Annotated in this window: 16 protein-coding genes; 8 read left to right on the top strand and 8 right to left on the bottom strand. The window is 71.5% G+C overall.

Annotation, left to right across the window (positions count from 1 at the left end; genetic code table 11):
• Positions 1 to 56 precede the first annotated feature (56 nt).
• Genes ACFPIJ_RS45825 through ACFPIJ_RS45815 form a run of 3 tightly spaced genes read left to right on the top strand, consistent with a single transcriptional unit; the run spans position 57 to position 3006 of the window.
• The gene (locus ACFPIJ_RS45825; RefSeq protein WP_380125698.1) at positions 57 to 1280 is read left to right on the top strand and encodes a glycosyltransferase; all 1224 of its coding nucleotides are present in this window, start codon (positions 57 to 59) and stop codon (positions 1278 to 1280) included.
• Positions 1264 to 2028, top strand: coding sequence for an ABC transporter permease (locus ACFPIJ_RS45820; protein ID WP_380125696.1), 765 nt, complete (start codon positions 1264 to 1266; stop codon positions 2026 to 2028). Before ACFPIJ_RS45825 ends, ACFPIJ_RS45820 begins: the two co-directional genes overlap by 17 nt.
• A gap of 24 nt (positions 2029 to 2052) precedes the next feature.
• The gene (locus tag ACFPIJ_RS45815; protein ID WP_380125694.1) at positions 2053 to 3006 is read left to right on the top strand and encodes an ATP-binding cassette domain-containing protein; all 954 of its coding nucleotides are present in this window, start codon (positions 2053 to 2055) and stop codon (positions 3004 to 3006) included.
• A 55-nt stretch (positions 3007 to 3061) separates the two neighbouring features.
• On the opposite strand, the gene ACFPIJ_RS45810 is transcribed toward ACFPIJ_RS45815, so the two are convergent.
• Positions 3062 to 4318 carry a condensation domain-containing protein gene (locus ACFPIJ_RS45810; protein ID WP_380125692.1) on the bottom strand — a complete coding sequence of 419 codons (1257 nt, stop codon included), beginning with the start codon at positions 4316 to 4318 and terminating at the stop codon, positions 3062 to 3064.
• A gap of 871 nt (positions 4319 to 5189) precedes the next feature.
• Here ACFPIJ_RS45810 and ACFPIJ_RS45805 point away from each other — a divergent pair.
• A complete protein-coding gene (locus ACFPIJ_RS45805) occupies positions 5190 to 6536 on the top strand; it encodes a condensation domain-containing protein (protein ID WP_380125691.1) in 1347 nt (448 codons plus the stop codon).
• 3 nt (positions 6537 to 6539) lie between these two features.
• Entirely contained in the window at positions 6540 to 7883 is a 1344-nt protein-coding gene (locus ACFPIJ_RS45800; RefSeq protein WP_380125689.1) for a condensation domain-containing protein, read from the top strand.
• Here ACFPIJ_RS45800 and ACFPIJ_RS45795 read toward each other — a convergent pair.
• Complete coding sequence (locus tag ACFPIJ_RS45795; RefSeq protein ID WP_380125687.1) at positions 7867 to 8325, bottom strand: hypothetical protein; 459 nt, start codon at positions 8323 to 8325, stop codon at positions 7867 to 7869. The two genes, ACFPIJ_RS45800 and ACFPIJ_RS45795, sit on opposite strands and share 17 nt — an antisense overlap.
• Positions 8326 to 8380: 55 nt before the next feature.
• Between ACFPIJ_RS45795 and ACFPIJ_RS45790 the strand changes: the two genes are divergently transcribed.
• Positions 8381 to 9394, top strand: coding sequence for a helix-turn-helix transcriptional regulator (locus tag ACFPIJ_RS45790; RefSeq protein WP_380125685.1), 1014 nt, complete (start codon positions 8381 to 8383; stop codon positions 9392 to 9394).
• Here the strand turns inward: ACFPIJ_RS45790 and ACFPIJ_RS45785 are convergent.
• From ACFPIJ_RS45785 to ACFPIJ_RS45775, 3 genes are all read right to left on the bottom strand, one after another.
• Complete coding sequence (locus ACFPIJ_RS45785; RefSeq protein ID WP_380125683.1) at positions 9343 to 10743, bottom strand: FAD-binding oxidoreductase; 1401 nt, start codon at positions 10741 to 10743, stop codon at positions 9343 to 9345. The genes ACFPIJ_RS45790 and ACFPIJ_RS45785 overlap by 52 nt on opposite strands.
• Positions 10744 to 10946: 203 nt before the next feature.
• Positions 10947 to 11666, bottom strand: coding sequence for a VOC family protein (locus ACFPIJ_RS45780; protein WP_380125681.1), 720 nt, complete (start codon positions 11664 to 11666; stop codon positions 10947 to 10949).
• Positions 11667 to 11746: 80 nt separating this feature from the next.
• Complete coding sequence (locus ACFPIJ_RS45775) at positions 11747 to 13246, bottom strand: CYTH and CHAD domain-containing protein (protein ID WP_380125679.1); 1500 nt, start codon at positions 13244 to 13246, stop codon at positions 11747 to 11749.
• A gap of 398 nt (positions 13247 to 13644) precedes the next feature.
• On the opposite strand from ACFPIJ_RS45775, the gene ACFPIJ_RS45770 reads away from it, so the two are divergent.
• Entirely contained in the window at positions 13645 to 15759 is a 2115-nt protein-coding gene (locus ACFPIJ_RS45770; protein WP_380125677.1) for an alkaline phosphatase family protein, read from the top strand.
• Between the two features lie 425 nt (positions 15760 to 16184).
• Here ACFPIJ_RS45770 and ACFPIJ_RS45765 read toward each other — a convergent pair whose 3' ends face one another.
• Positions 16185 to 16814: a DedA family protein gene (locus ACFPIJ_RS45765; RefSeq protein WP_380125675.1), complete on the bottom strand. Its 630-nt coding sequence runs from the start codon at positions 16812 to 16814 to the stop codon at positions 16185 to 16187.
• Positions 16811 to 17563 (bottom strand): MBL fold metallo-hydrolase, encoded by a 753-nt coding sequence (locus ACFPIJ_RS45760; protein ID WP_380125673.1) that lies wholly within the window; start codon positions 17561 to 17563, stop codon positions 16811 to 16813. The genes ACFPIJ_RS45765 and ACFPIJ_RS45760 overlap by 4 nt, the downstream gene beginning before the upstream one ends.
• Positions 17564 to 17663: 100 nt before the next feature.
• Here ACFPIJ_RS45760 and ACFPIJ_RS45755 point away from each other — a divergent pair, with 100 nt between their 5' ends.
• Positions 17664 to 18443: a class I SAM-dependent methyltransferase gene (locus tag ACFPIJ_RS45755; RefSeq protein ID WP_380125671.1), complete on the top strand. Its 780-nt coding sequence runs from the start codon at positions 17664 to 17666 to the stop codon at positions 18441 to 18443.
• Here the strand turns inward: ACFPIJ_RS45755 and ACFPIJ_RS45750 are convergent.
• Positions 18422 to 19819, bottom strand: coding sequence for a condensation domain-containing protein (locus ACFPIJ_RS45750; protein WP_380125669.1), 1398 nt, complete (start codon positions 19817 to 19819; stop codon positions 18422 to 18424). The two genes, ACFPIJ_RS45755 and ACFPIJ_RS45750, sit on opposite strands and share 22 nt — an antisense overlap.
• Positions 19820 to 19876 lie beyond the last annotated feature (57 nt).

Here is a 19876-nt window from a genome sequence, read left to right as displayed (position 1 = left end):
AATCAGCAGCTCAGGGCCAGCTCAGGCAGGCGCCGGAGCGCAGCGGAGGCGACGGCATGAGCCGGTTCCTGTTCTTGTCCCTGCCGTTGACGGGCCACGTCAACCCGATGGTGTCCGTGGCCAAGGTGCTCCTGGCGCGCGGCCACGAGGTCCTGTGGGCCGGGTCGGAGTCGTTTCTGCGCCCCCTCGCGGGCCCGGACGCGGCGATCCACCCGATCCCGCTGCGCGCCCACCGTGGCCAGGCCGAACGCGGCCTCGACGCGACCCGCTCGCGGTGGGAGGGCTACATCCTGCCGCACACGAAGTACACCCGCAAAGGGGTCGAGGCGGCGGTCGAGGCGTTCCGGCCGGACCTGCTCGTCGTCGACCAGCACGCGATCGCGGGCCCGATCGTGGCGCACCGCTTCGGGCTGCCGTGGGCCACCGTCGCGTCCAGCGCGATGGAGCTGACCAGGCCGTTCGCCCGTGGCCTGCCCCGCGTGGAGGAGTGGATCCAGCAGCAGATGCGCACCGCGTGGACCACCGCGGGGCATCCCGGGGAACCACCGTGGGACCTGCGGTTCTCACCGGACCTGGTGATCAGCTTCCTCGGCGAGGACCTCCTGGACGACCCGGCGCAGCTGCCGCCGAACACGTTCACCGTCGGCCCGTCGATCGCCCCGCGCGCCCCGGATCCGGACTTCCCGTTCGACTGGCTCGACCCGGCCCGCAAGCACGTCCTGGTCACCATGGGCACGCTGAACATGGACCAGGCCGCGCATTTCTACCCGCGGGTCCTGGCCGCCCTCGAACCGCTCGGCGACCAGCTGCAGGCGGTCGTGGTCGCGCCGCAGGGCACCATCACCGGCGAGCCGGGCCACGTGCTCGTGCGCCGGCCCGTGCCCGTGCTCGACCTGCTGCCGCACCTGCACGCGGTGGTCAGCCACGGCGGCGCCAACACCGTCAACGAGTCCCTGGTGCACGGCGTGCCGCTGCTCGTCGCCCCGATCAAGGGCGATCAGGCGCTCATGGCCTCGGCGGTGGCGCGGGCCGGCGCCGGGCTGCGGGTCTCGATCGACCACAGCCGGCCCGAGGCGCTGCGCGCCGCGCTGCTCGTCCTCCTCGACGACCCCCGCTACGCCGAGGCGGCGCGGGGGACCGGCAAGCGACTGCTCGCGGGCGGCGGCGCGGAGGCCGCCGCGACGGCATTGATCCAGCTGTCACGCCGGTCCGGCAGCTCCTCGATTCTCCCCCAACGCACGACGTCTGAAAGCGAGCAAGCGCGTGAAACTCCTGCGTGACACCTGGTTGATCTTCCAGCGGCACATGCTGCTGATGCTCCGCTCGCCGCTGTGGGTGGTCCTCGGCGTGGCCCAGCCGGCGGTCTACCTGATCCTCTTCGCGCCGCTGCTCAAGCCGGCGCTCGCCTCGGTCGGCGCGAATACGATGAGCGACGCGTACAAGATCTACGTGCCCGGCATGCTCATCGCACTGGCGCTCGCCGGCGGTCTCTACGTCGGCTTCGGCCTGCTCGGCGACCTCGCCAACGGCGTCATCGAACGGTCCCGGGTGACCACGGTCAGCCGGGTCGCGCTGCTGCTGGGCCGGTCGCTGCGCGACGTCGTCACCGTCGTCGTGCAGTGCATCATCATCACCGTCCTGTCGCTGCCGTTCGGCGTGTTCGTCAACATCGGCAGCCTGCTGCTCGGCTACGCGATCCTGGCCCTGTGCGCGCTGTCGTCGGCGTCGATCTCCTACGGCATCGCGATCCGCGTCGCCAACCCCAGCGTGCTCGGGCAGGTCGTCAACAACATCGCCCAGCCGCTGATGCTGCTGTCCGGCACCCTGCTGCCGCTCGCCCTCGCGCCGCTGTGGCTGCGCACGGTCGCCGACTTCAACCCGTTCAACTGGGCCGCCAAGGGCCTGCGTGCGCTGTTCATCGGGGACACCGGCAACCCGGCGATCTGGCAGAGCATCGTCATCGCCGCGGCCCTCATGGTGGTCGCCGTGATCTGGTCGGCCCGCACATTCTCGCGTTCGGTCCGGTAGTCCGGTCGGTATAGGAGCACTGTCATGATCAAGATCAAGGGCCTGAAGAAGGTCTACAAGTCCGGCCGTGGCAAGAAGGCGACCAGCGTCGAGGCGGTCAAGGGCATCGACCTGGACGTCGCGCAGGGCGAGATCTTCGGCTTCCTCGGCCCGAACGGCGCCGGCAAGACCACCACGCTGCGGATGCTCGCGACCCTGCTGTCCGCCGACGACGGCGAGGCGACGATCGCCGGGGCGAACCTTCGCACCGAGCCCGAGGCGGTGCGGCGGGTCATCGGCTTCGTGGCGCAGGGCGGCGGCACCACCGACGACGTGACCGGCCGCGAGGAGATCGTGCTGCAGGCGCGCATGTACGGCATCGGCAAGGCCGAGGCGGAGCAGCGCGCCGAGGCGGCCCTGGCGGCGTTCGACCTCACCGAGTACGCCGACCGCAAGTGCAAGACGTACTCCGGTGGCCAGCGCCGCCGCGTCGACATCGCGATGGGCGTCATCCACCAGCCGCAGGTGCTGTTCCTGGACGAGCCGACCTCCGGCCTGGACCCGCAGAGCCGCGCCCACATGTGGGACGAGATCCGCCGGCTGCGCGCCGAGGGTATGACGGTCTTCATCACCACGCACTACCTCGACGAGGCCGACGCGCTCTGCGACCGGATCGCGATCATCGACCACGGCGAGATCGTCGCCGAGGGTACCCCCGCCGACCTGAAGCGGGAGATCTCCGGCGACGTCGTCACCGTCGTGGTCGCCGAGGAGGCCGAGCGGGCCGGTGAGCTGCTGGGCAAGGAGTCGTTCGCCAACGGCGTCGAGGTCCGCGAGGACAACGAGCTGCGACTCAACGTCGACGCCGGGGACTCGGCGATCCCGCAGATCATGCGCACCCTCGAGGGGGCCGGGATCAAGCTGGCGACGATCGAGCTGCACCGCCCGACGCTGGACGACGTCTTCCTCACCAAGACCGGACGCTCGCTGCGCGACTGACCGGCCGCCGCACGAACTGCAGGGCGCGACCCGGACGGGTCGCGCCCTGCAGTGCCTACAGGGGCTGCCCGCCGAGGGTCTCCGCCAGGCAGGCCTGCATCGTGGTCATGACGGTGCTCAGCGCCTCGCGGTCGAAGCCGGCCCGGTTGACCCGGAACATCAGGTTGAGCGAGGTCAGACCGCGCACGATCAGGTAGAAGCCGGGGCCGGTGGTGCGCCCGTGCTCGAACCAGTCGACCTTGGGTGCCTCGAGGCGGTCCTCGGACGGGAACCCGGGCGGCGCGAGCATCGGGTTGTAGTAGAACCCGCGGTCGACGGGCGGGTCGAGGCGGCTGTGCTCGTCGCGGATCTGCCAGATCGCGTCGGGTGAGCAGACGCCGTTCTTCAACGCGTTGAACGCCTTCCAGTGCACCTTCGGCAGGATCGCCGGGAACGGTTCGTCCGCCTCCAGGTCCAGCAGCAGCGGCGCCCACTGGTTCAGGCTGGTCACGACCCGGGCGTGCTGCTCGTCGAACCGGTTGGCCGACATCGGGAACAGCAGCACCTCGCGCTCGCCGGTGGCCGCCTGGATGCCGCGGTAGTAGGCGGCGAGGATCAGGCTGGCCAGGGTGACGTCGTACTTGCCCATCGCCTCGTGCGCCAGGGGCATCGGGATGCCGCTGCTCAGCACCGCGCCGAGCGTGCTGACGTCCTCGGGTTCGTGCCGGCGGGGCGCCGCGGCGAGGGTGCGCCGCCAGTACCGCTCGGCGTTGCGCAGCCGGCCGCTGCCCTCGCCCTGCTGGTTGAGGGCGAGCTCGAGGGGGCCCGGCGCGGGCGGCAGGTCGGTGCCGCCGAGGATGGTCTCGAAGTCCTCGCGGAGCACGACCGAGGCGACGCCGTCGGCGGCCATGTGGTTGACCACGACGAGCACCTGCCGGGGGACGCCGGCGTCGAGCAGGATCCACGCCCGCCAGGGCAGTTCGGTGAGGGCGTCGATGCCGCGGCGGATCTCGGCGGCGTCCTTCGCCTCGCGGTCGGCGACCTCGGCGGTGCCCTGCCTGACCTGGGCGAGGACCTCCTCGGCGGTGGCCGCGGCGATGCGCTGGCGGGGGAAGCCCTCGTCGTCGATGACGTACGTGGTGCGCATCGAGGCGTGCCGCAGGGCGACCTTGCCGAGCGCGGACCAGATCTGCTCCTCGCTCCAGGTGCCCTCCGGCAGGTCCCAGGTGAAGGAGAGGTTGGCCTCCCACAGCCGGTCGGGCGGGAACCGCTCGATGTCGCGCCAGACGGACAACTGCCCGACGGTGGCCGGATACGTCTCGTCGCCGGACAAGGTGCGCCTCCAGGATGCTGCTCGATGATGTCCTTCGGTGCCCCCGTATGGCGTTCGGTGCCGGCTTGCGGCGCTCGGCTGCCGTGCTGGTTTCCGGTGGTGGGGAGCCCGGCCGGGTGCGGATGACACCCATGCCCGTCGGGTGCCGCCCCGCGCCGTGCCGGCACGGGCTCCCTACTCATTCGATGGTGTGTTCACGGGGCTGGAATCAGCCGCCCGACACGACCCGGCTGGACACAACCCGGCTGGAGACAACGCGCATGATGCTCACCTCCTCATATCGTTTGGCACATCACAGTGCGATATGGAATGGCAGGGCACACCTCATCCGTCGACTTCACGACGAATCTGCAGAAGCCCCCTGCGGTCATTTTGAACGACCGAAGTCTATGACCGACAGAAGCATCGCCCGGGGTTTGCAGTGTGTCAACCGCTGGTGTTCCCACTTCGTAAACTTTCAATGCCTTTCGCATTTCACCGACGCTTCCGTGGAAATCGGACATAACGATCGTTAAAATTCGGACCTTCAGGCATTGATTGGATGAGATCAATATTCACCCCTTTCGTCAGGTAGAAGACAGCCGATAGGCTCCGGTGCAGTGCTTGCAGGGTGGGCCCGCGCGATCGTCCGGGTCCGAACAGGTCTGGAACCGGACAACACGCGAGTGGTCCCTTTCGAGCACTTTCCAGTGACCAGGCAAGGGAGGTGCGAAATGAAGGCTGCTCAGCTGCGTGGTAGCAACGCTCAGCTCCGTAACGCCCGGCTCTAACCTGTCGTGGCGGCCGGCCGGCACGGCGCAGGCGGCGCCGGCCGGCCGCCCCGCAGTCCCTTCGGCTTGCGTATGCACCGACGATTACGAGGCGAGAGGTCATGGCGGAGACTGCAACGGCGCAGCGCATCCCGGTCCACTTCAAGGGTGATGGATCGGGTGTCGAGGAATTGACCTGGGGTCAATGGGCTGCTTGGCGATCCATGGAACTCGGCGGTGGCCGGGTCGACTGGGCCGGCGGCACGATGCCACTGCTCGACGGTCAGACGATCGACCAGATCGTCATGGAGCTCGCGTTTCTCATCGGCCGGCACCAATCACTGCGGACCCGCTACCGGCTCGGCGAGGACGGCCTGCCCCGGCAGGTTCTGTCCGGCGAGGGCGAGCTCCTCATCGAGATCGTCGAGGCGGGCGAGGACGACCCGGCCGAGGTCGCCGCGGCCCTCGACGCCGCGCTGCAGGACGCGCCGTTCGACAACGCCGAGGACTGGCCGGTGCGCGCCGCGGTCGTGTGCCGCGACGGGACCCCGGCATGGTTCGTCGTGCTGTACTCCCACATGGCGATCGACGCCTACGGCATCGAGGCGCTCATCGCCGACATGGCCAACCTGGACCGGGCCACCGGCGAGCACCTCGCCCCGGTCGCCGGCATCCAGCCCGCCGAGCTGGCCCGCCGGCAGCGCGGGGGTGCGGGGCGGCGGCAGCACAACACGTCGCTGCGGCACTGGGAGAAGCAGCTGCGCGAGATCTCGCCGGAGCGCTTCCCGCCGGTGCCGGACCCGCCGTCGCCGCGGTACTGGGAGGCGAGCTACTCCTCACCCGCCGCCTACCTCGCCCTCGGCCGGATCGCCGAGCGGACCAAGGCGCACAGCAGCACGATCCTGCTCGCCGCGTACGTGCTCATGCTGGCGCGGATCTCCGGCGACCCCACCACCGTGGTGCGGATGCTGGTGAGCAACCGCTTCCGGCCCGGCTTCAAGGAATCGGTCGCCGGTCTGGCGCAGAGCGCCCTGTGCGTGGTGGACACCGCGGATGTAAGTTTCGACGAGGTCGTCGCCCGCGTCTGGAAGACCCAGCTGACCGCCGGCATGCACGCCTACTACGACCCTCGCGACCTGTGGGACATGATCGCCCGGGTGGGCGAGGAGCGCGGTGCCGCCCTCGACCTGCAGTCCTACTTCAACGACCGGCGCCGGACCATGGCGACGGCGGAGGTCCTGCCGCATGCGAGCGCGAACGACATCACCGACGCGTTGCCGGAAAGCCGGCTGCGGTGGGGCACGAACTCCGACGACCCGTACGCCACGGTGTTCTTCCTGATCAATCCGGTGCCGGACACGGTCGACATCAGCCTGCGCGTTGACACCCAGCGGGTGGCACCGGACGATCTGGTGGCGATTCTGCGTGGAATCGAGGAACTGGTGGTCGCCGCCGCGCTGCAGGAGTAGCCGATGCACGTTGCCACGTCCCGCCTGGCCGTGCCGTTCCACGGCGACGGCGTCGGCACCGCGCCGCTCACCTGGGGCCAGTGGGAGATCTGGCAGACGATGCGGCGCACCGGCCGGACCTTGAACATCGGCGGCACCGTGGCCCTCGGCCCGGACGCGTCCGTCGCCGAGCTCGCCGCCACGCTCGGCCGGCTGGTGAGCCGGCACCAGGCGCTGCGCACCCGCTTCAGCCTCGCCGGGGAACCACCGCGACAGATCCTGTCCGCGTCGGGCGCCGTCGAGCTCGACGTCGTCGCGTCCACATCGGACGGTGCCGCGGCGGCAGCCGAGGCGATGCGCAGCCGCTACGAGTTCACCCCGTTCGACCTGGAGACCGAGTTTCCGGTCCGGTGGGGCGTGGTCACCGTCGACGACACGCCGAGCCACCTCGTCGTGCAGTACTCCCACCTCGCCGTCGACGGCTTCGGCATCGAGGCCCTCGTGCGGGATCTCCCGCACCTGGCCGACGACGCACCGGCCGGCGGCGTCCATCCCCTGGAGCTCGCCCACCGCCAGGCGCTGCCCGCCGAACGCCGGCACAGCGCGAAGTCGCTGCGGCACTGGGAGGCGGCGCTGCGGGACCTGCCGGCGGCCCGGTTCGGCACCTCCGACGACCCGCGCACCCCGCGCTTCTGGGAACTCGTCTGCCACTCGCCGGCGCTGCACCTCGCCCTGCAGGTCGTCGCCGCGCGGGCCGGCGTGGAGACCGGGCACGTGCTGCTCGCCGCCTACGGCGTCGCCCTGTCCCGGGTCACCGGCCGCACCCCGAGCGTCGCGCAGGTCCTGGTGAGCAACCGGTTCCGCCCCGGCTTCGCCGATGCGGTATGCCACCTGACCCAGCCCGGCATCTGCGTCATCGACGTCTCCGGCGGCGACGACGATGGCGGCGGTGGCGACTTGGACGCCGTCGCGAAACGGGTGTGGCGGGCCGCGACGAGCGCCTACCTGCACGGCTACTTCGACCCCGCCGACCACCGGGCGATGCTGGACCGCCTCGCCGCCGACCGCGGCGAGCCGATCGACATCTCGTGCTTCGTCAACGACCGGCGGGGTCCGGCGGCGGCGCTGCCCGCGGTGCCGCCCACCGCCGAGCAGATCCGCGCCGCGCTGCCCCGCACCACGCTGCGCTGGGACCGGACCCTGCCGACCTACGACGGCACCTTCTACCTGCAGGTCGACGCCGTGGACGACGCGGTCGGGCTGGCCGTCTGGGCGGACACCCACCGGCTCACCCCGGCGCAGGTCGAGGCGTGCGCCCGTGGCATCGAGTCCGCCGCCGTCACCGCCGCGCTCAACCCGCCCGCGTGAAGTCCATGACCCAGTTCGTCTCCCACGTCCGCCCGCCGTCGGCGGAGAACTCCTGCTCCCACCGGGCCGACTCCGGTGTGATCCGCGACCAGATGTAGTTGCAGGTGATGGGTGCGCCGTCGTGCACGTCGTCGCCGCTGAACACGCCGCGCCCGTCAGCGCCGAACCGGCCGACCATCGGCGGCAGCGTCAGCCCGCTGCGGCTGCTCGCCCAGTACAGCGACCACAACTGCGTCCCCGGGTCGTACAGGCGCAGCGTCACACCGCTGAAGCCCTGGCTCGGGAAGTCGATCTCGTCGACGTTGCCGGCCCCGCCCATCAGGTTCCAGCAGCGGGAGGTGCCGGTGAACTCGTACCAGTCGTCGGACCCGGCCAGGACCTTGCGCAGCCGTCGTTGCGTCGAGGTCCACGTGCCGACGAGGAAGTCGAAGGAGTTGTTCATGACCAGGACGCTAATCAGGGTTCCCTGACACCTGCTGTCAGTGGAAAATGATCAGGTGCGCGCCGGTCGGCTGGTCTCCCTGATCCTGCTGCTGCAGGCACGCGGCCGGATGACCGCCGAGGCCCTCGCCGCGGAGCTCGAGGTGTCGGTGCGCACGGTGTACCGCGACATCGAGGCCCTGCACGGTGCAGGCGTCCCGCTGCACGGGGAGCCCGGCCACGACGGCGGCTACCGGCTGCTGCCCGGCTACCGCACCCAGCTGACCGGCCTCACCGGCGACGAGGCCGCGGCGCTCGCGCTGAGCATGCTCCCGGCCGCCGCCGCGGACCTCGGCCTCGGCCCGGCCGCCGCCGGCGCGGCGACGAAACTGCGCGCCGCCCTCACCGACGACCTGCGGGCCCGCGCCGACCACGTCCAGCACCGGCTGCACATCGACCTGCCCAACTGGTACGACGAGCAGCACGATCACCCGCTGCTCGCTCCGGTCGCCGACGCCCTGTGGCGGCAGCGGCGGCTGCGGGTCGGGTACCGCCGCTGGGAGGCACCCCAGGAGGTCACCCGCGTCCTGGAACCGTTCGGCCTGGTGCTCAAGGGCGGCCGCTGGTATGTGGTGGCCCGCGCCGACGGGCAGGTGCGCACCTACAAGGTCGCGAACCTGCTCAGCGTCGTCGCCACCGGGGAGCGGTTCGACCGGCCGGACGGGTTCGACCTCGCCGCGCACTGGCGGCGGTACCTCGACGACTTCGCCGAACGGCGGCACACCGGCACCGCCACGGTCCGGCTGTCCGCGGAGGGCCTGCGACGGCTGCCGGACCTGTGCGCACCGGCGGTCACGCGGGCGGCGCTCAGCTCCGTGGGGCCGCCGGACGCCGACGGCTGGGTCGAGCTGACGCTGCCGACCGAGTCGGTCGACCACGCGCACGGCGAGCTGCTCCGCTTCGGCGCCGACCTGGAGGTCCTCGCCCCGCCGGAGCTGCGGGCCCGGCTGGCGGCGACCGCCGCCCGGCTCGCCGCCCGCTACGGCAGCCGGATCGACTGCGGGGTCGAGAACACGTCGTCAGGGTCGTAGCGCAGCTTCACCTGCTGCAGGCGGGGGTAGTTCGCGCCGTAGTACGCCCCGGCCCAGTCCGTCAGGTCGCGGCTGGCGTAGTTCTGGTACACCTCGCCGGTCAGGTGCGGGGCGAGCTGCTCGACGAAGTCGTCGATCCACGTCACGTTGGCGTCGGTCTCCTCGTCGCCCTGCCACTGCGCGATGACGGAGATGTAGTGCAGCGGCGCCCGGTGCACGAACGCCGTCGCGTCGGGCGCGACCCGGCCGATCGCACCGCCGCCGAGCAGGTCGAACCGGACCATGGAGTAGCCCGACGGCAGCCGCCGGAAGTTGTCCAGGATCGTGGCGAACGCGGGCTCGTCGAACCCGGCCGGGCTGAACCAGCCGCCGAGCCACTTCGACTGCAGCCCGTACATGATCTCCTCGCCCATGCCCTGCATGAGGTCGAAGTACGACGTCTCCCCGATCGAGCTGAACAGCGGCTCCCCGAGCGCCTCGATCGGTTTGAGCGCCTCCGCCGCCTCGCCGGGCGGACCGACGTACAGGCCGTACATGACGACGACCGGCTCGCCGTCCGGATACGGCTCGGTGGTCAGCAGCAGGCAGAACGCGAGCCGTTCGTCGGTGCGCCCCTCGTACAGGTCGCGGTAGGCGGCGAAGACCTCCCCGGCCTTCGCCAGCGGCCACGCCACGACCCCGCCGACGACGGTTTTCGGCAGCGGGTTCAGCCGGTACGTCAGCGACGTCACCACCCCGAACCCGGCGCCACCGGCGCCGCGCAGCGCCCAGAACAGCTCCGGGTGCTCGTCCGGCGTGACCCGCAGCACGGTCCCGGTCGCGTCGACGACCTCCGCGGCGACGATGTGGTCGCAGCCCAGCCCGAATGTGCGGCCGAGCGGGCCGTAGCCACCGCCGAGGCTGTAGCCGGCGTTGCTCACCGTCGGGCACTCACCGCCGGGGCCGGCCAGACCGTACTCCAGGCCGTCGTCGCCGGTGAACGAGTGCTCCACGTAGGTGACCTTGTCGATGTCGCGCCACCCGACGCCGGGCCCGACCGTGACCGTGCGCGCCTCGGCGTCCAGGCTGACCGACCGCAGGCCGCCGACGTCGACGACGACGCCACCCTCGACCAGCGACAGCCCGGCCGCGTGATGCCCGCCACCGCGGACGGCCAGGGGCAGCCCCGCCTCCCGGGCGAACCCGATCGCGGCGGCGACGTCGGCGGCGTCCGCGCACTGCGCGATCAGCGCCGGCCGGGTCCGCACCCGGGTGTTGAACAGCACCCGCGCCGCCTCGTAACCGGGGTCGTAAGGGGTCACCAGGGTGCCGTGGAACGCGCTGCGAAGTTCTGCAAGATCGAGCCGCACCCGCAGATACTGTCATCGACCCGATGCGTCGGCAAGCAGCTCCAGGACCGCCGCCCCGGACCGCTCCCGGGTGCGTGCGGACGGTTCCGGGATCATGACGCCGTCCAGGTGCAGGTCCACCACCCGCGGGTCCACATAGGACGCCGCAGCCGCAGGCCGTCTCCGTTCCCCGCGGCGGCGGTGGCAATCGGCGACCTGGCGGCTCAGCCCGGTTCGGAGCACAGGCAGAACGGCTTGCCCACCGGGTCCAGGAAGACGCGGAAGGTCGTGCCGGTGCTCGGGACCCTGGTGGCGCCCAGCGCCACGGCCGCCGCCTCGGCCGCGTCGAGGTCGTCGACCAGGACGTCGAGGTGGAGCTGCTGCGGGTGGGCCGGGTCGGGCCAGCGGGGCGGGTTGTAGTCGGCGACCTGCTGGAACAGCATCGGTTGCGCGCCCACCTCCCCGATCATGGTGAACCCGTCGTCGTCGTTGTGGGTCAGCGGCTTGCCCAGCAGACCGGTGTAGAAGAAGCTCAGCGTCAGCGGGTCCGGGCAGTCCAGGACCGGGGCGAGCAGCTCGAACCCGGCGCCGCCCGGCTGCCAGTTCAGGTCGAAGGGGTGCCCGGCCGGGTCGGCGACGGTGAGCCAGCGCTCGTTGCGGCGCAGCAGGGTGCCGCCCAGGGCCAGGACCCGCTCCAGGGCCGGCTCCAGCTCGGGGACGCGGAGGTCCAGGTGCGCCTGCTGCGGGTGGTCCTGGCCGGGCCAGTGCGGCGGGCGGTGGTCGGGGGCCAGCTGGAAGCCGACCTTCCAGCCGTCGTTGGCGCGCACCGAGACCCAGTCGTCGTCGGCGTAGGTCTGCTCCCAGCCGGTCAGCTCGCAGTAGAACGCGGCCAGGCCCCGGTAGTCGGCGGCGTCGAGGACGACCACGTCCAGCTTCCCGATCATGTACCCGAGCATATGGCCCCTGAGGTGAGCCGGCGGCGGACCTTTGCGCGGGGCCGGCGCGGCGCTGTGTCTGTCGCGCCTCAGGACAGCCAGCGGCGGACCTTCGCGCGGCCGGCGCGGCGCCGGGCCCGCGGCAGCGCTGCCAGGGCGGCCCGCCCGTGCTCGGCCTGGCGGGCGTGCAGCAGCCCGTAGGTGAACGCGTTCTCCCCCTCGGCGAACGCCCGCAGTCCGTAGGTCCGCAGCAGTTCGGCGGTGACGATCGCGTCCTGGTGTGCCCCCAGCACGTCCTGCAGGTCGGTGATCCGGTCGGCGAGCTTCGCCGCGGGCGGCCCGGCGATCGGGGTGGCCAGCTCGGCGGCGTACCGCGCGCGCTTGTAGGCCTTGCGCGCCTCGTGCAACCGTTCGTCGGTCTGCGCGCCCGCGCCCGCTGCGGCGGTGAGGCGGCGGTCGGCGCGGCGGACCGCGCGGCGGGCGAGGTGGCGCACCTCGCGCTTGCCGACCCGGCCGGCCCCGCCGACCGTCGCGACCAGCGCGTCGAGGTCGTTGAGCAGGGTGATGTACCGCTGGCCGTCCAGCTCCGCGATGAGCCGCCGCCGGGCGTCCTCGGTGCTCGCGGCGAGCCGCTGCGCGATGCGGGCCGGCACCGGGCCGATCACGAGCTCCACCGGCTCGGCGGCGAGCAGGTCCGCGAGGCGCTGGGCCATGACGTCGCCGTCGCGCACCTCGCCGAGCAGTCCGGTGAGCCACTTGACCTCGTCGTGCAGCCGGTCCAGGTCGCCCTCGGACGCGTCCAGCAGTGGCGCGAACGTGCGCAGCGTGGAGCGCAGCCGCCGGGTCGCGACCCGCATCCTGTGCACCGCCTCGGCGTCGCCGCCGCGCACCTCGGGGTCGTGGCCGACGACGGCGTCGCGAGCTGCTGCCACGTAGTCGGCGAGGGCGCGCCGGCCCGCGGAGCGTGGTGTGGCGGCGGTGGCCGGGCGCGGATGGTCGGGGCCGAGCGCGAGGGACAGCTTCGACGGCGACGCCGACGGCCGGGCGCCCGCGGCACGCAACGCCTTGTCGATGCGGGCGAGATCGGCGGGGGAGCCGTCGACCAGCTCGACCTCCAGCTCCCGCCAGTGCTGCACGACGCCGGCGCCGATCAGCGACTCGGTGTCGACGGTGTCGTCGGCGACGAGCGCGATCGTCGCGCCGGCGGCGTTCTGCAGGCCCCGCTCGATGCGGTGGGTGCGCACGCGCGCGATCGGGTGCAGCGGCTCGCCGCGGGTGAGGGCCCGGACCTGGGTGGTGATCTCGGGCGGCGCGGTGCGCTGCTTGGCCTTCGCGGGCACCTGCAGCTCGCTGCGCTCCCCGCCGGACGGCCGTTTGAGGTGCCAGCCCGCGTCGTTGCCGCCGCTGCGACGGCGCAATGTCACCCTGCCGGAGGTGAGGCGCAGTCCCACCGTGTCGTAGTAGGTCGCATCCAGACGTTGGTCATCGGGAGCTGTAACCCTGACCACATCAGCGATTCCGATCATCGAGGGCATCGCGAAGTCCTCGGGCAGCTCGTACTTCCGTTCTACCTCAAGCTTTTCGGCCATATCGACAGCCTACCGAGCGAACGCCTCGTCGCGAAAAGGTAAACAGGAGGCCAAGAAAAGGTGACCGAAGACCCTGTCGATTTCCGCCAACTGCCGCTACGGTGTTGACAGCGCAAGGATTTGAGGTCGATCAAGACCCCGGACGGCGCGTGTTCACTGGGGAGAGGAGAGCGTCATGGCGAAGAAGTCGAAGAAGGACAAGAAGGGCAAGAAGGGCAAGAAGAAGTAGTTCTGCCCGCCCTGTGTCGCCCCCGCTCCGTCATCGGTGCGGGGGCGGCAGTGCGTTCGGGCCCTGGTTGGTCCGGTCCGGACCTCAGTCACCCTCTCGGATGAGCGTACCGTTTCCAGGGTGTTTCGTTCGGAAATGCGCGTGATCGGCGAGACGTAACCTTGGTCGGGTGAGCTGGCTGATGCGTGTCCTGACGTCCTCCGTGATCGGGCAGCGGGTCCGCTTCGCCGTGCGCATGCTGCGGGACTGGCGGCTCACCATCGCCTGGGGCAAGTCGCTGCTGCGCAGCGGCATCACCTCCGTCGTGGTCCTCGCGGCCACGTTCTGGCTGCTGCCCGGCGTCACCGCGACCGGGGGACCGGCCGCACTGGTGGAGCTGGCCGTCCTGCTCGCCCTCATCGGCACCCTCATGCGGCTCGTCCTGTTCGGCGTCGCCGTCGTCGTCGGCGGGCTCGGAGTGCTGCTCGTCGGGGTCCTGCTGCAGACCGGCGTCATGTTCACCGCCCTGCGGGTCGCCGAGGGTGTCTCGGTCGGCAGCGTGCTGGACGCCTGGGTGGCCAGCTGGACCGCGGCCGTCCTCACCGCGCTGGTCAACTGGCTCGCCGACGCCGGCAGCGACGACGTGTTCCTCGGCCAGACCCTGCGGCAGATGGTGCGGCGCAACCACGACCGGCCCGCCACCGATCCCGGCGTGCTCTTCGTGCAGCTCGACGGGCTGTCCGCGCCGCTGCTGTCGTGGGCGGTCAAGGCCGGCAACCTGCCCAACCTCGGCAAGTGGCTGCGCACCGGCACCCACTCGCTGATCCCGTGGCACACCGGCATGCCGGCGACGACCCCGGCGAGCCAGGCCGGGATCCTGCACGGCAGCGAGTCCGAGGTGCCGGCGTTCCGCTGGTACGAGAAGACCACCGGCAGGCTCGTCGTCACCAACCGCCCCAGGGACGCCGCCGAGGTCGAGGCCCGGATCTCCACCGGGCGCGGGCTGCTCGCCGACGGCGGCGCCAGCATCAGCAACGTCTTCTCCGGCGACGCCCCGACCAGCCTGCTCACCTTCAGCAACGCCGGCCTGCCGGGCCGCACCGCCCGCGGCTACCTGGCGTTCGTCGCCAGCCCCTACGGCTTCGCGCGGGCCATCGTGCTGTCGGTCGGCGAGATGCTCAAGGAGATCCAGCAGGCGCGCCGGCAGCGGTTTCGCAACGTGTACCCGCGGGTGCCCCGCACCGGTGCGTACGTGGCCCTGCGAGCCGTCACCAACGTGCTGCTGCGCGACCTCAACGTATCGCTCATCGCGGAGCAGATGACCCGCGGCGCCCCGGCCATCTTCTGCGACTTCGTCGACTACGACGAGGTCGCCCACCACGCCGGTCCGCTGCGCCCGGAGGCCATGCAGACCCTCGAAGGCCTCGACCGGGTCCTCGGCGCCCTGCACCGCCTCGCGCAGGTCGCCCACCGCCGCTACGAGATCGTCGTGCTGTCCGACCACGGCCAGAGCCAGGGCGCCACGTTCTCCCAGCGCTACGGCCAGACCCTCGAGGAGGTCGTCGCCTCGATGGCCGGGCAGGTCGCCGCCGCGATCCCAGACCCGAACGACGACGAGCGCGCCCGCGCCCACAACCTGCTGCTGGCCGTGGCGGGCCGCCCGGACCGCTCGACCCCGCCCGCCCCGCCCGCACCCGTGGTCACCGTCGCCTCGGGCAACCTCGCAATGCTGTACCTCACCGAACACCCCGGCCGCGCCACCGTCGAGGAGATCGGCGCCGCCCGGCCCTCCCTCATCCAGGGCCTCGCCGAACACCCGGGGATCGGCCTCGTCGTCGGCCTGTCCGGCGTCGACGGCCCGGTCGTGTTCGGCCCGGCCGGCCGGCACCGCCTCCGCGACGGCCACGTCGACGGCGAGGACCCGCTGCTGCCCTACGGCCCGCACGCCGTCCGGGACCTGCTCGCCCACCAGGCGATGGCAAACGTCGGCGACCTGGTCCTGGTCAGCCGCGTCGACCAGGGCACCGAGGAGGTCGCCGCGTTCGAGGAACTGGTCGGCTCGCACGGTGGCATCGGCGGCTGGCAGACCGAGGCGGTCCTGGTGTACCCGGCGGCCTGGTCGTGCCTGAACCGCGCACCGGTCGGCCCTGCCGCGGTGCACCGGCAGCTGGTCCAGTGGCTGGACGACCTCGGCCTACGCGCCGCCGACCAGGATTCCGCCGACCCGGACGCCACACGGACGCTGCCCGAGCCCCGCGGGGAGCTGCAGTCTGCTGAGGTCGCTTCCTCCCCCAAGAGCCTGTGACAACTGCCCCCCGAGAGCCTGTGACAGCTGCCCCCAAGAGCCTGTGACAGCTGCCGGTCGAGGATCCTGGTCAGGGCAATCGGCGTTGAGCCTCGCTGGTGTCGGTCCTCGGGGCTCGGTGGTTCCGCGCAGCCGCTTCGCTGGCCCGGCCCGGCCCGGCCCGGCTCGGGACGTCACGCGAACGCTCTCCGAGCTCCACGCGAACGCTCTCCGAGCTCCACGGGCCCCGACCGCCCGCTGCAACCTGCCGACCGCCAGCACCCGCCGCGGCCCCGCTCAGAAACAGCTCAGAAACAGCTCAGAACAGCTCAGGGACAGCTCACGTCACGGCTCGGACGGATCGCGCCGGGCGGTGCTGAGCGGCCGTCTTCATCACGCTACTCCCACCGTCCTAATCGATCTCCGGTGTCGTCGCTGTCCGTAGTCTACCCTGCTGGACGTGAATGGCTGTCGGGCTCTGCCGGTGTTGGAGCCGGCGCGCGGCGGTCGCGGCGGTGGCGGAGCCAGCTTGCCAGTTGCGTGGCGCCCAGGGCGATGACGAGCGCCGCCACCACGCCCTGCCACGGCTGCGGGAAGACCGACCGGCCGAGCAGTCCGATCGCCGCGTACGTCGAGGACCACAGCAGGCACGCGGCCACGTTCGCCGCCGCGAATCGGCGCCACGACAGGCCGACGATCGCGGCGGTCAGCAGCACCGGGATGCGGCCGCCGGGGACCAGGCGGGACACGAGCAGCGCGCTCACCGGGCTCGCCGTCAGCCGTCGCTTCACCGACTCGGCGAATTCGAGCCGCACCGGCTGGCGCAGGATCCGCAGGCGGCGGGTGAGTGCCTCACCGCCGGCCCGGCAGATGGCGTAGGTGACGGCGTCGCCGCAGTATGCCCCGACGGCGCCGGCCAGCACGACGGCGAGCAGGGCGAACGGGCTACGGTGTGCGGCCACGACCGCGGTCGCGCTGACCGCGGCGCCGGTCGGCAGGATCGGCACGCTGGAGCCGATGGCGACGACCGCGAAGAGGCCGCCGAGCGCCGCGAGCAGGCTGGCGAAGGTCGTCACGCAGCCACCGTGAGCGACTCGCCGGGTGCGAGGACCCGCACGTCGGTCTTCGGGGCGGCGGCGGCGCTCAGCTCCGCGAACTCGTCGCCGGGGCGGTGGAAGCGGTCCGGACGGACCCGTTTGCAGCCCACGGGCCACAGGGTGCCCCAGTGGATCGGCACGGCCTGGGCGGGGTTGATGATGCGCATCGCCTCGGCGGCGCCGGCCGGGTCGAGGTGCCCGGCGCCGAGGGTCCAGCCCCAGCCCCACACCGGCACCAGCGCCAGGTCCAGCGGGCCGAGGGCGCTCATCTCGTCGAAGAGCCCGGTGTCGCCGCCGAACCACGCGGAGCGGGTGCCTTCGATCACGTAGCCGAGTGCCACGGCGCGGATGCGGGACTTCGGGGTGCGTTCGCCGGAGTGGTTGGCGGGCACCGCGCGGACGTGGAGTTCGCCGACGTCGACGGACTCGCCGGCGGTGACCTCGACGATGTCGCGGCCGGGGCCGAGCCGGGAGCGCAGGAACGCGCCGGCGCCGCGCGGCACCACCAGCCGGGTCGAGGGTGGCAGGGACCGCAGCGACGGCAGGTCACAGTGGTCGCCGTGCAGGTGGGAGATGACGACCGCGTCCGGCGCCGCGGCCAGGGCCGGGCGGGGGCCGCGGCGGCGGTGCAGGTGTGCCAGGCGGTTTCGCAGCACCGGGTCGGTCAGGATCGTGGTGCCGCGGTCGGCGACCGCCACCGTGGCGTGTCCCCACCAGGTGATGTTCATGCACCAATACTGCCCGACCGGCTGTCACGCTCCGCTGCTTGTGGGCCACTGCACGACATGTTTAGATCAATCAACTTTTGCGTGGAAGGAATCCCCAACGATGTCCACCGATGCAGCGGGCTTAGCCTGGGACTGGGAAGACCCGCAGGGGATCGAGGCGGTGGTCGATTCGTTCACCGCTGACCTCGGCAAATGCGAGAAGCTCGAACTCCTGGTCAGCACGGATCTCATCACCCGTGAGCAGCTCGACCAGCTGGGCATCACCGGCATCGAGTTCGCGGCGTTCAAGACCGACCACCCGCAGGCGCTCGGCACCGACCTGGTGTCCGTCAGCAGCCCGGAGCTCACCTCCGAACGGGGCAACATCTACCGGGTCGACGGGTCGGCGTACTTCGCCGAGATGGACATCTCGCAGCCGCTGCCGGTCGTCGACGACGCCGTGGACTGGGTCTACGCGGAGCATCTCATCGAGCACGTGTCGATGAAGATCGGCATCGGGTGGCTGAAGGAGGTCAAGCGGGTGCTCAAGCCGGGCGGGTTCGTCCGGATCACCACGCCCGACCTGAAGATCTACGCGCAGAGCTATGTGAACGGCGACGGCTTCTTCGGCAAGCACCGCCGCCGGGTCGACCGTGCGTTGACGGGGGTGGCACCGAAGATGCCGCCGCGCGGCGCGTTCATGTTCAATCAGCTGTTCTACGTGTACGGGCACCGCTGGATCTACGACCTCGAAGAGTTGCAGCATGTCCTGACCGCGGCCGGATTCGACCCGGAGGGGATCGCGGTGCGCGCGTACCGCGACGGCGCCCGGCAGGACGTGGCCGACCTCGACCAGGTCCTGCGCAACGACGAGAGCATCTACATCGAGGCGACCGCCTGATCCAGCGACGCGGCCGCGTCGACCGTGAAGGTCTCCATCGCCGTGAGCAGCCGGCGCAGGTCTGCCAGCGGCATGTGGTGCGCGTCGAAGTCGACGGTGATCTGCGCGGTGCCGACGGCGTCGTCGATGTTCACCATCAGCTTCTCGTTGAAGAAGACCACCGGCGTCTCGGAGACCATCCCGGTCAGCGGCATCGCTGAGCGGATCTCGTCCATGCTCGGCACCGTCTCCAGGGTGTCCTGGGTCTGGATCACGCCGACCCGCCGGTCGTTGTAGAACACGGAGAGGTCGAACGGCTCGCTGTGCTCGCGGCCGATCCGGTCGATCAGGGCGAGCCGGACTTCCGGCTCGTAGTAGGCGTGCTTCGATGCGTTCATCGACGCCCGGCGGGCCCGGCCGATGGCCTCCTGAGCGGTGACACCGTCACCGCTCACGTCGAAGACGACGATGCCGTTCTGCGCCATGGGACTGACGATGTCGGCGAGGCCGGGCCGGAACCGGTTGCCGACGATGACCTGCGTGGCGAACGGTGCCGTCTGCCCGGTCACGGTGTTGAACGCGGAACCGTACGCCGCGAGCAGCACCGGCGCGGTGTCGATGCCGAGCGCGGTCGCGACCCGCTCCGCGGCCAGCATGAGCGCCGTGGAGCGCCACGTGACCCGCCACCACCGCGAACCAGAACCAGAACCAGAACCAAAACCCGGCGGGAAGCGGCGCGGCCGGATCGAGCGCAGTTGCGCCTCCCAGTAGCGCATCGCGGTGTCGGTCTGCCGCTGGGTGGTGCGCTGCGCGGCGACGAGTTCGAGCGGCTGCATCGCCGTGTAGGGCTGGAGCGGCGCCTTCGTCACGGGGTCCCGTTCGCCCATCTCGCGGAGCATCGTGCCGAGGCCACTGCCGTCGGTGGCGACGTGGCAGATGATCACGACGACATGGGTGATCGTGCCGTCCTGCCGGACGACGGCCTCGCGGATCGGCCACTCGGTGGTGTAGTCGAACTTGCGGGCCTTCCACTCCGCGTGGACGGCGTCGGCGACGGCGGCCGGGTCCTCTCCGGGGCCGGCGTCGTGGACCTCCAGGACCGTCTCGCCGCGGGCGACGATCTCCTGCCGCACCAGGTGGCACACGTCGAGCGAGGTGGCGTGCCACGGCTCGTCGAACACCAGGCGGGAGCGCAGCGCCGCGTACCGGCTCATCAGGAACCGCAGCTCGCCGACGAAGTCCGGCAGGGTGCGGCCGTCGGTGACGGGCACGACCCCGCCCATGCTCATGGAGGTGTCGACCTCGACCATCGCCCGCCAGACCTGCTGCTGGCCCCAGGTGAGGCCGCCGACTCCGGCGCCGTCACCCTCGAAAGACACGACGATCCGCTCCACCATGACCGACCTCCACACGCCGCGCGCCAGGACGCGTGGATCGTCGCACAGAAATCGACG

Source organism: Dactylosporangium cerinum (assembly GCF_042653625.1).
Classification (GTDB): Bacteria; Actinomycetota; Actinomycetes; order Mycobacteriales; family Micromonosporaceae; genus Dactylosporangium; species Dactylosporangium cerinum.
The sequence above is the reverse complement of the archived record's forward strand: the minus strand, read 5'-3'. Positions and strand labels throughout refer to the sequence as shown.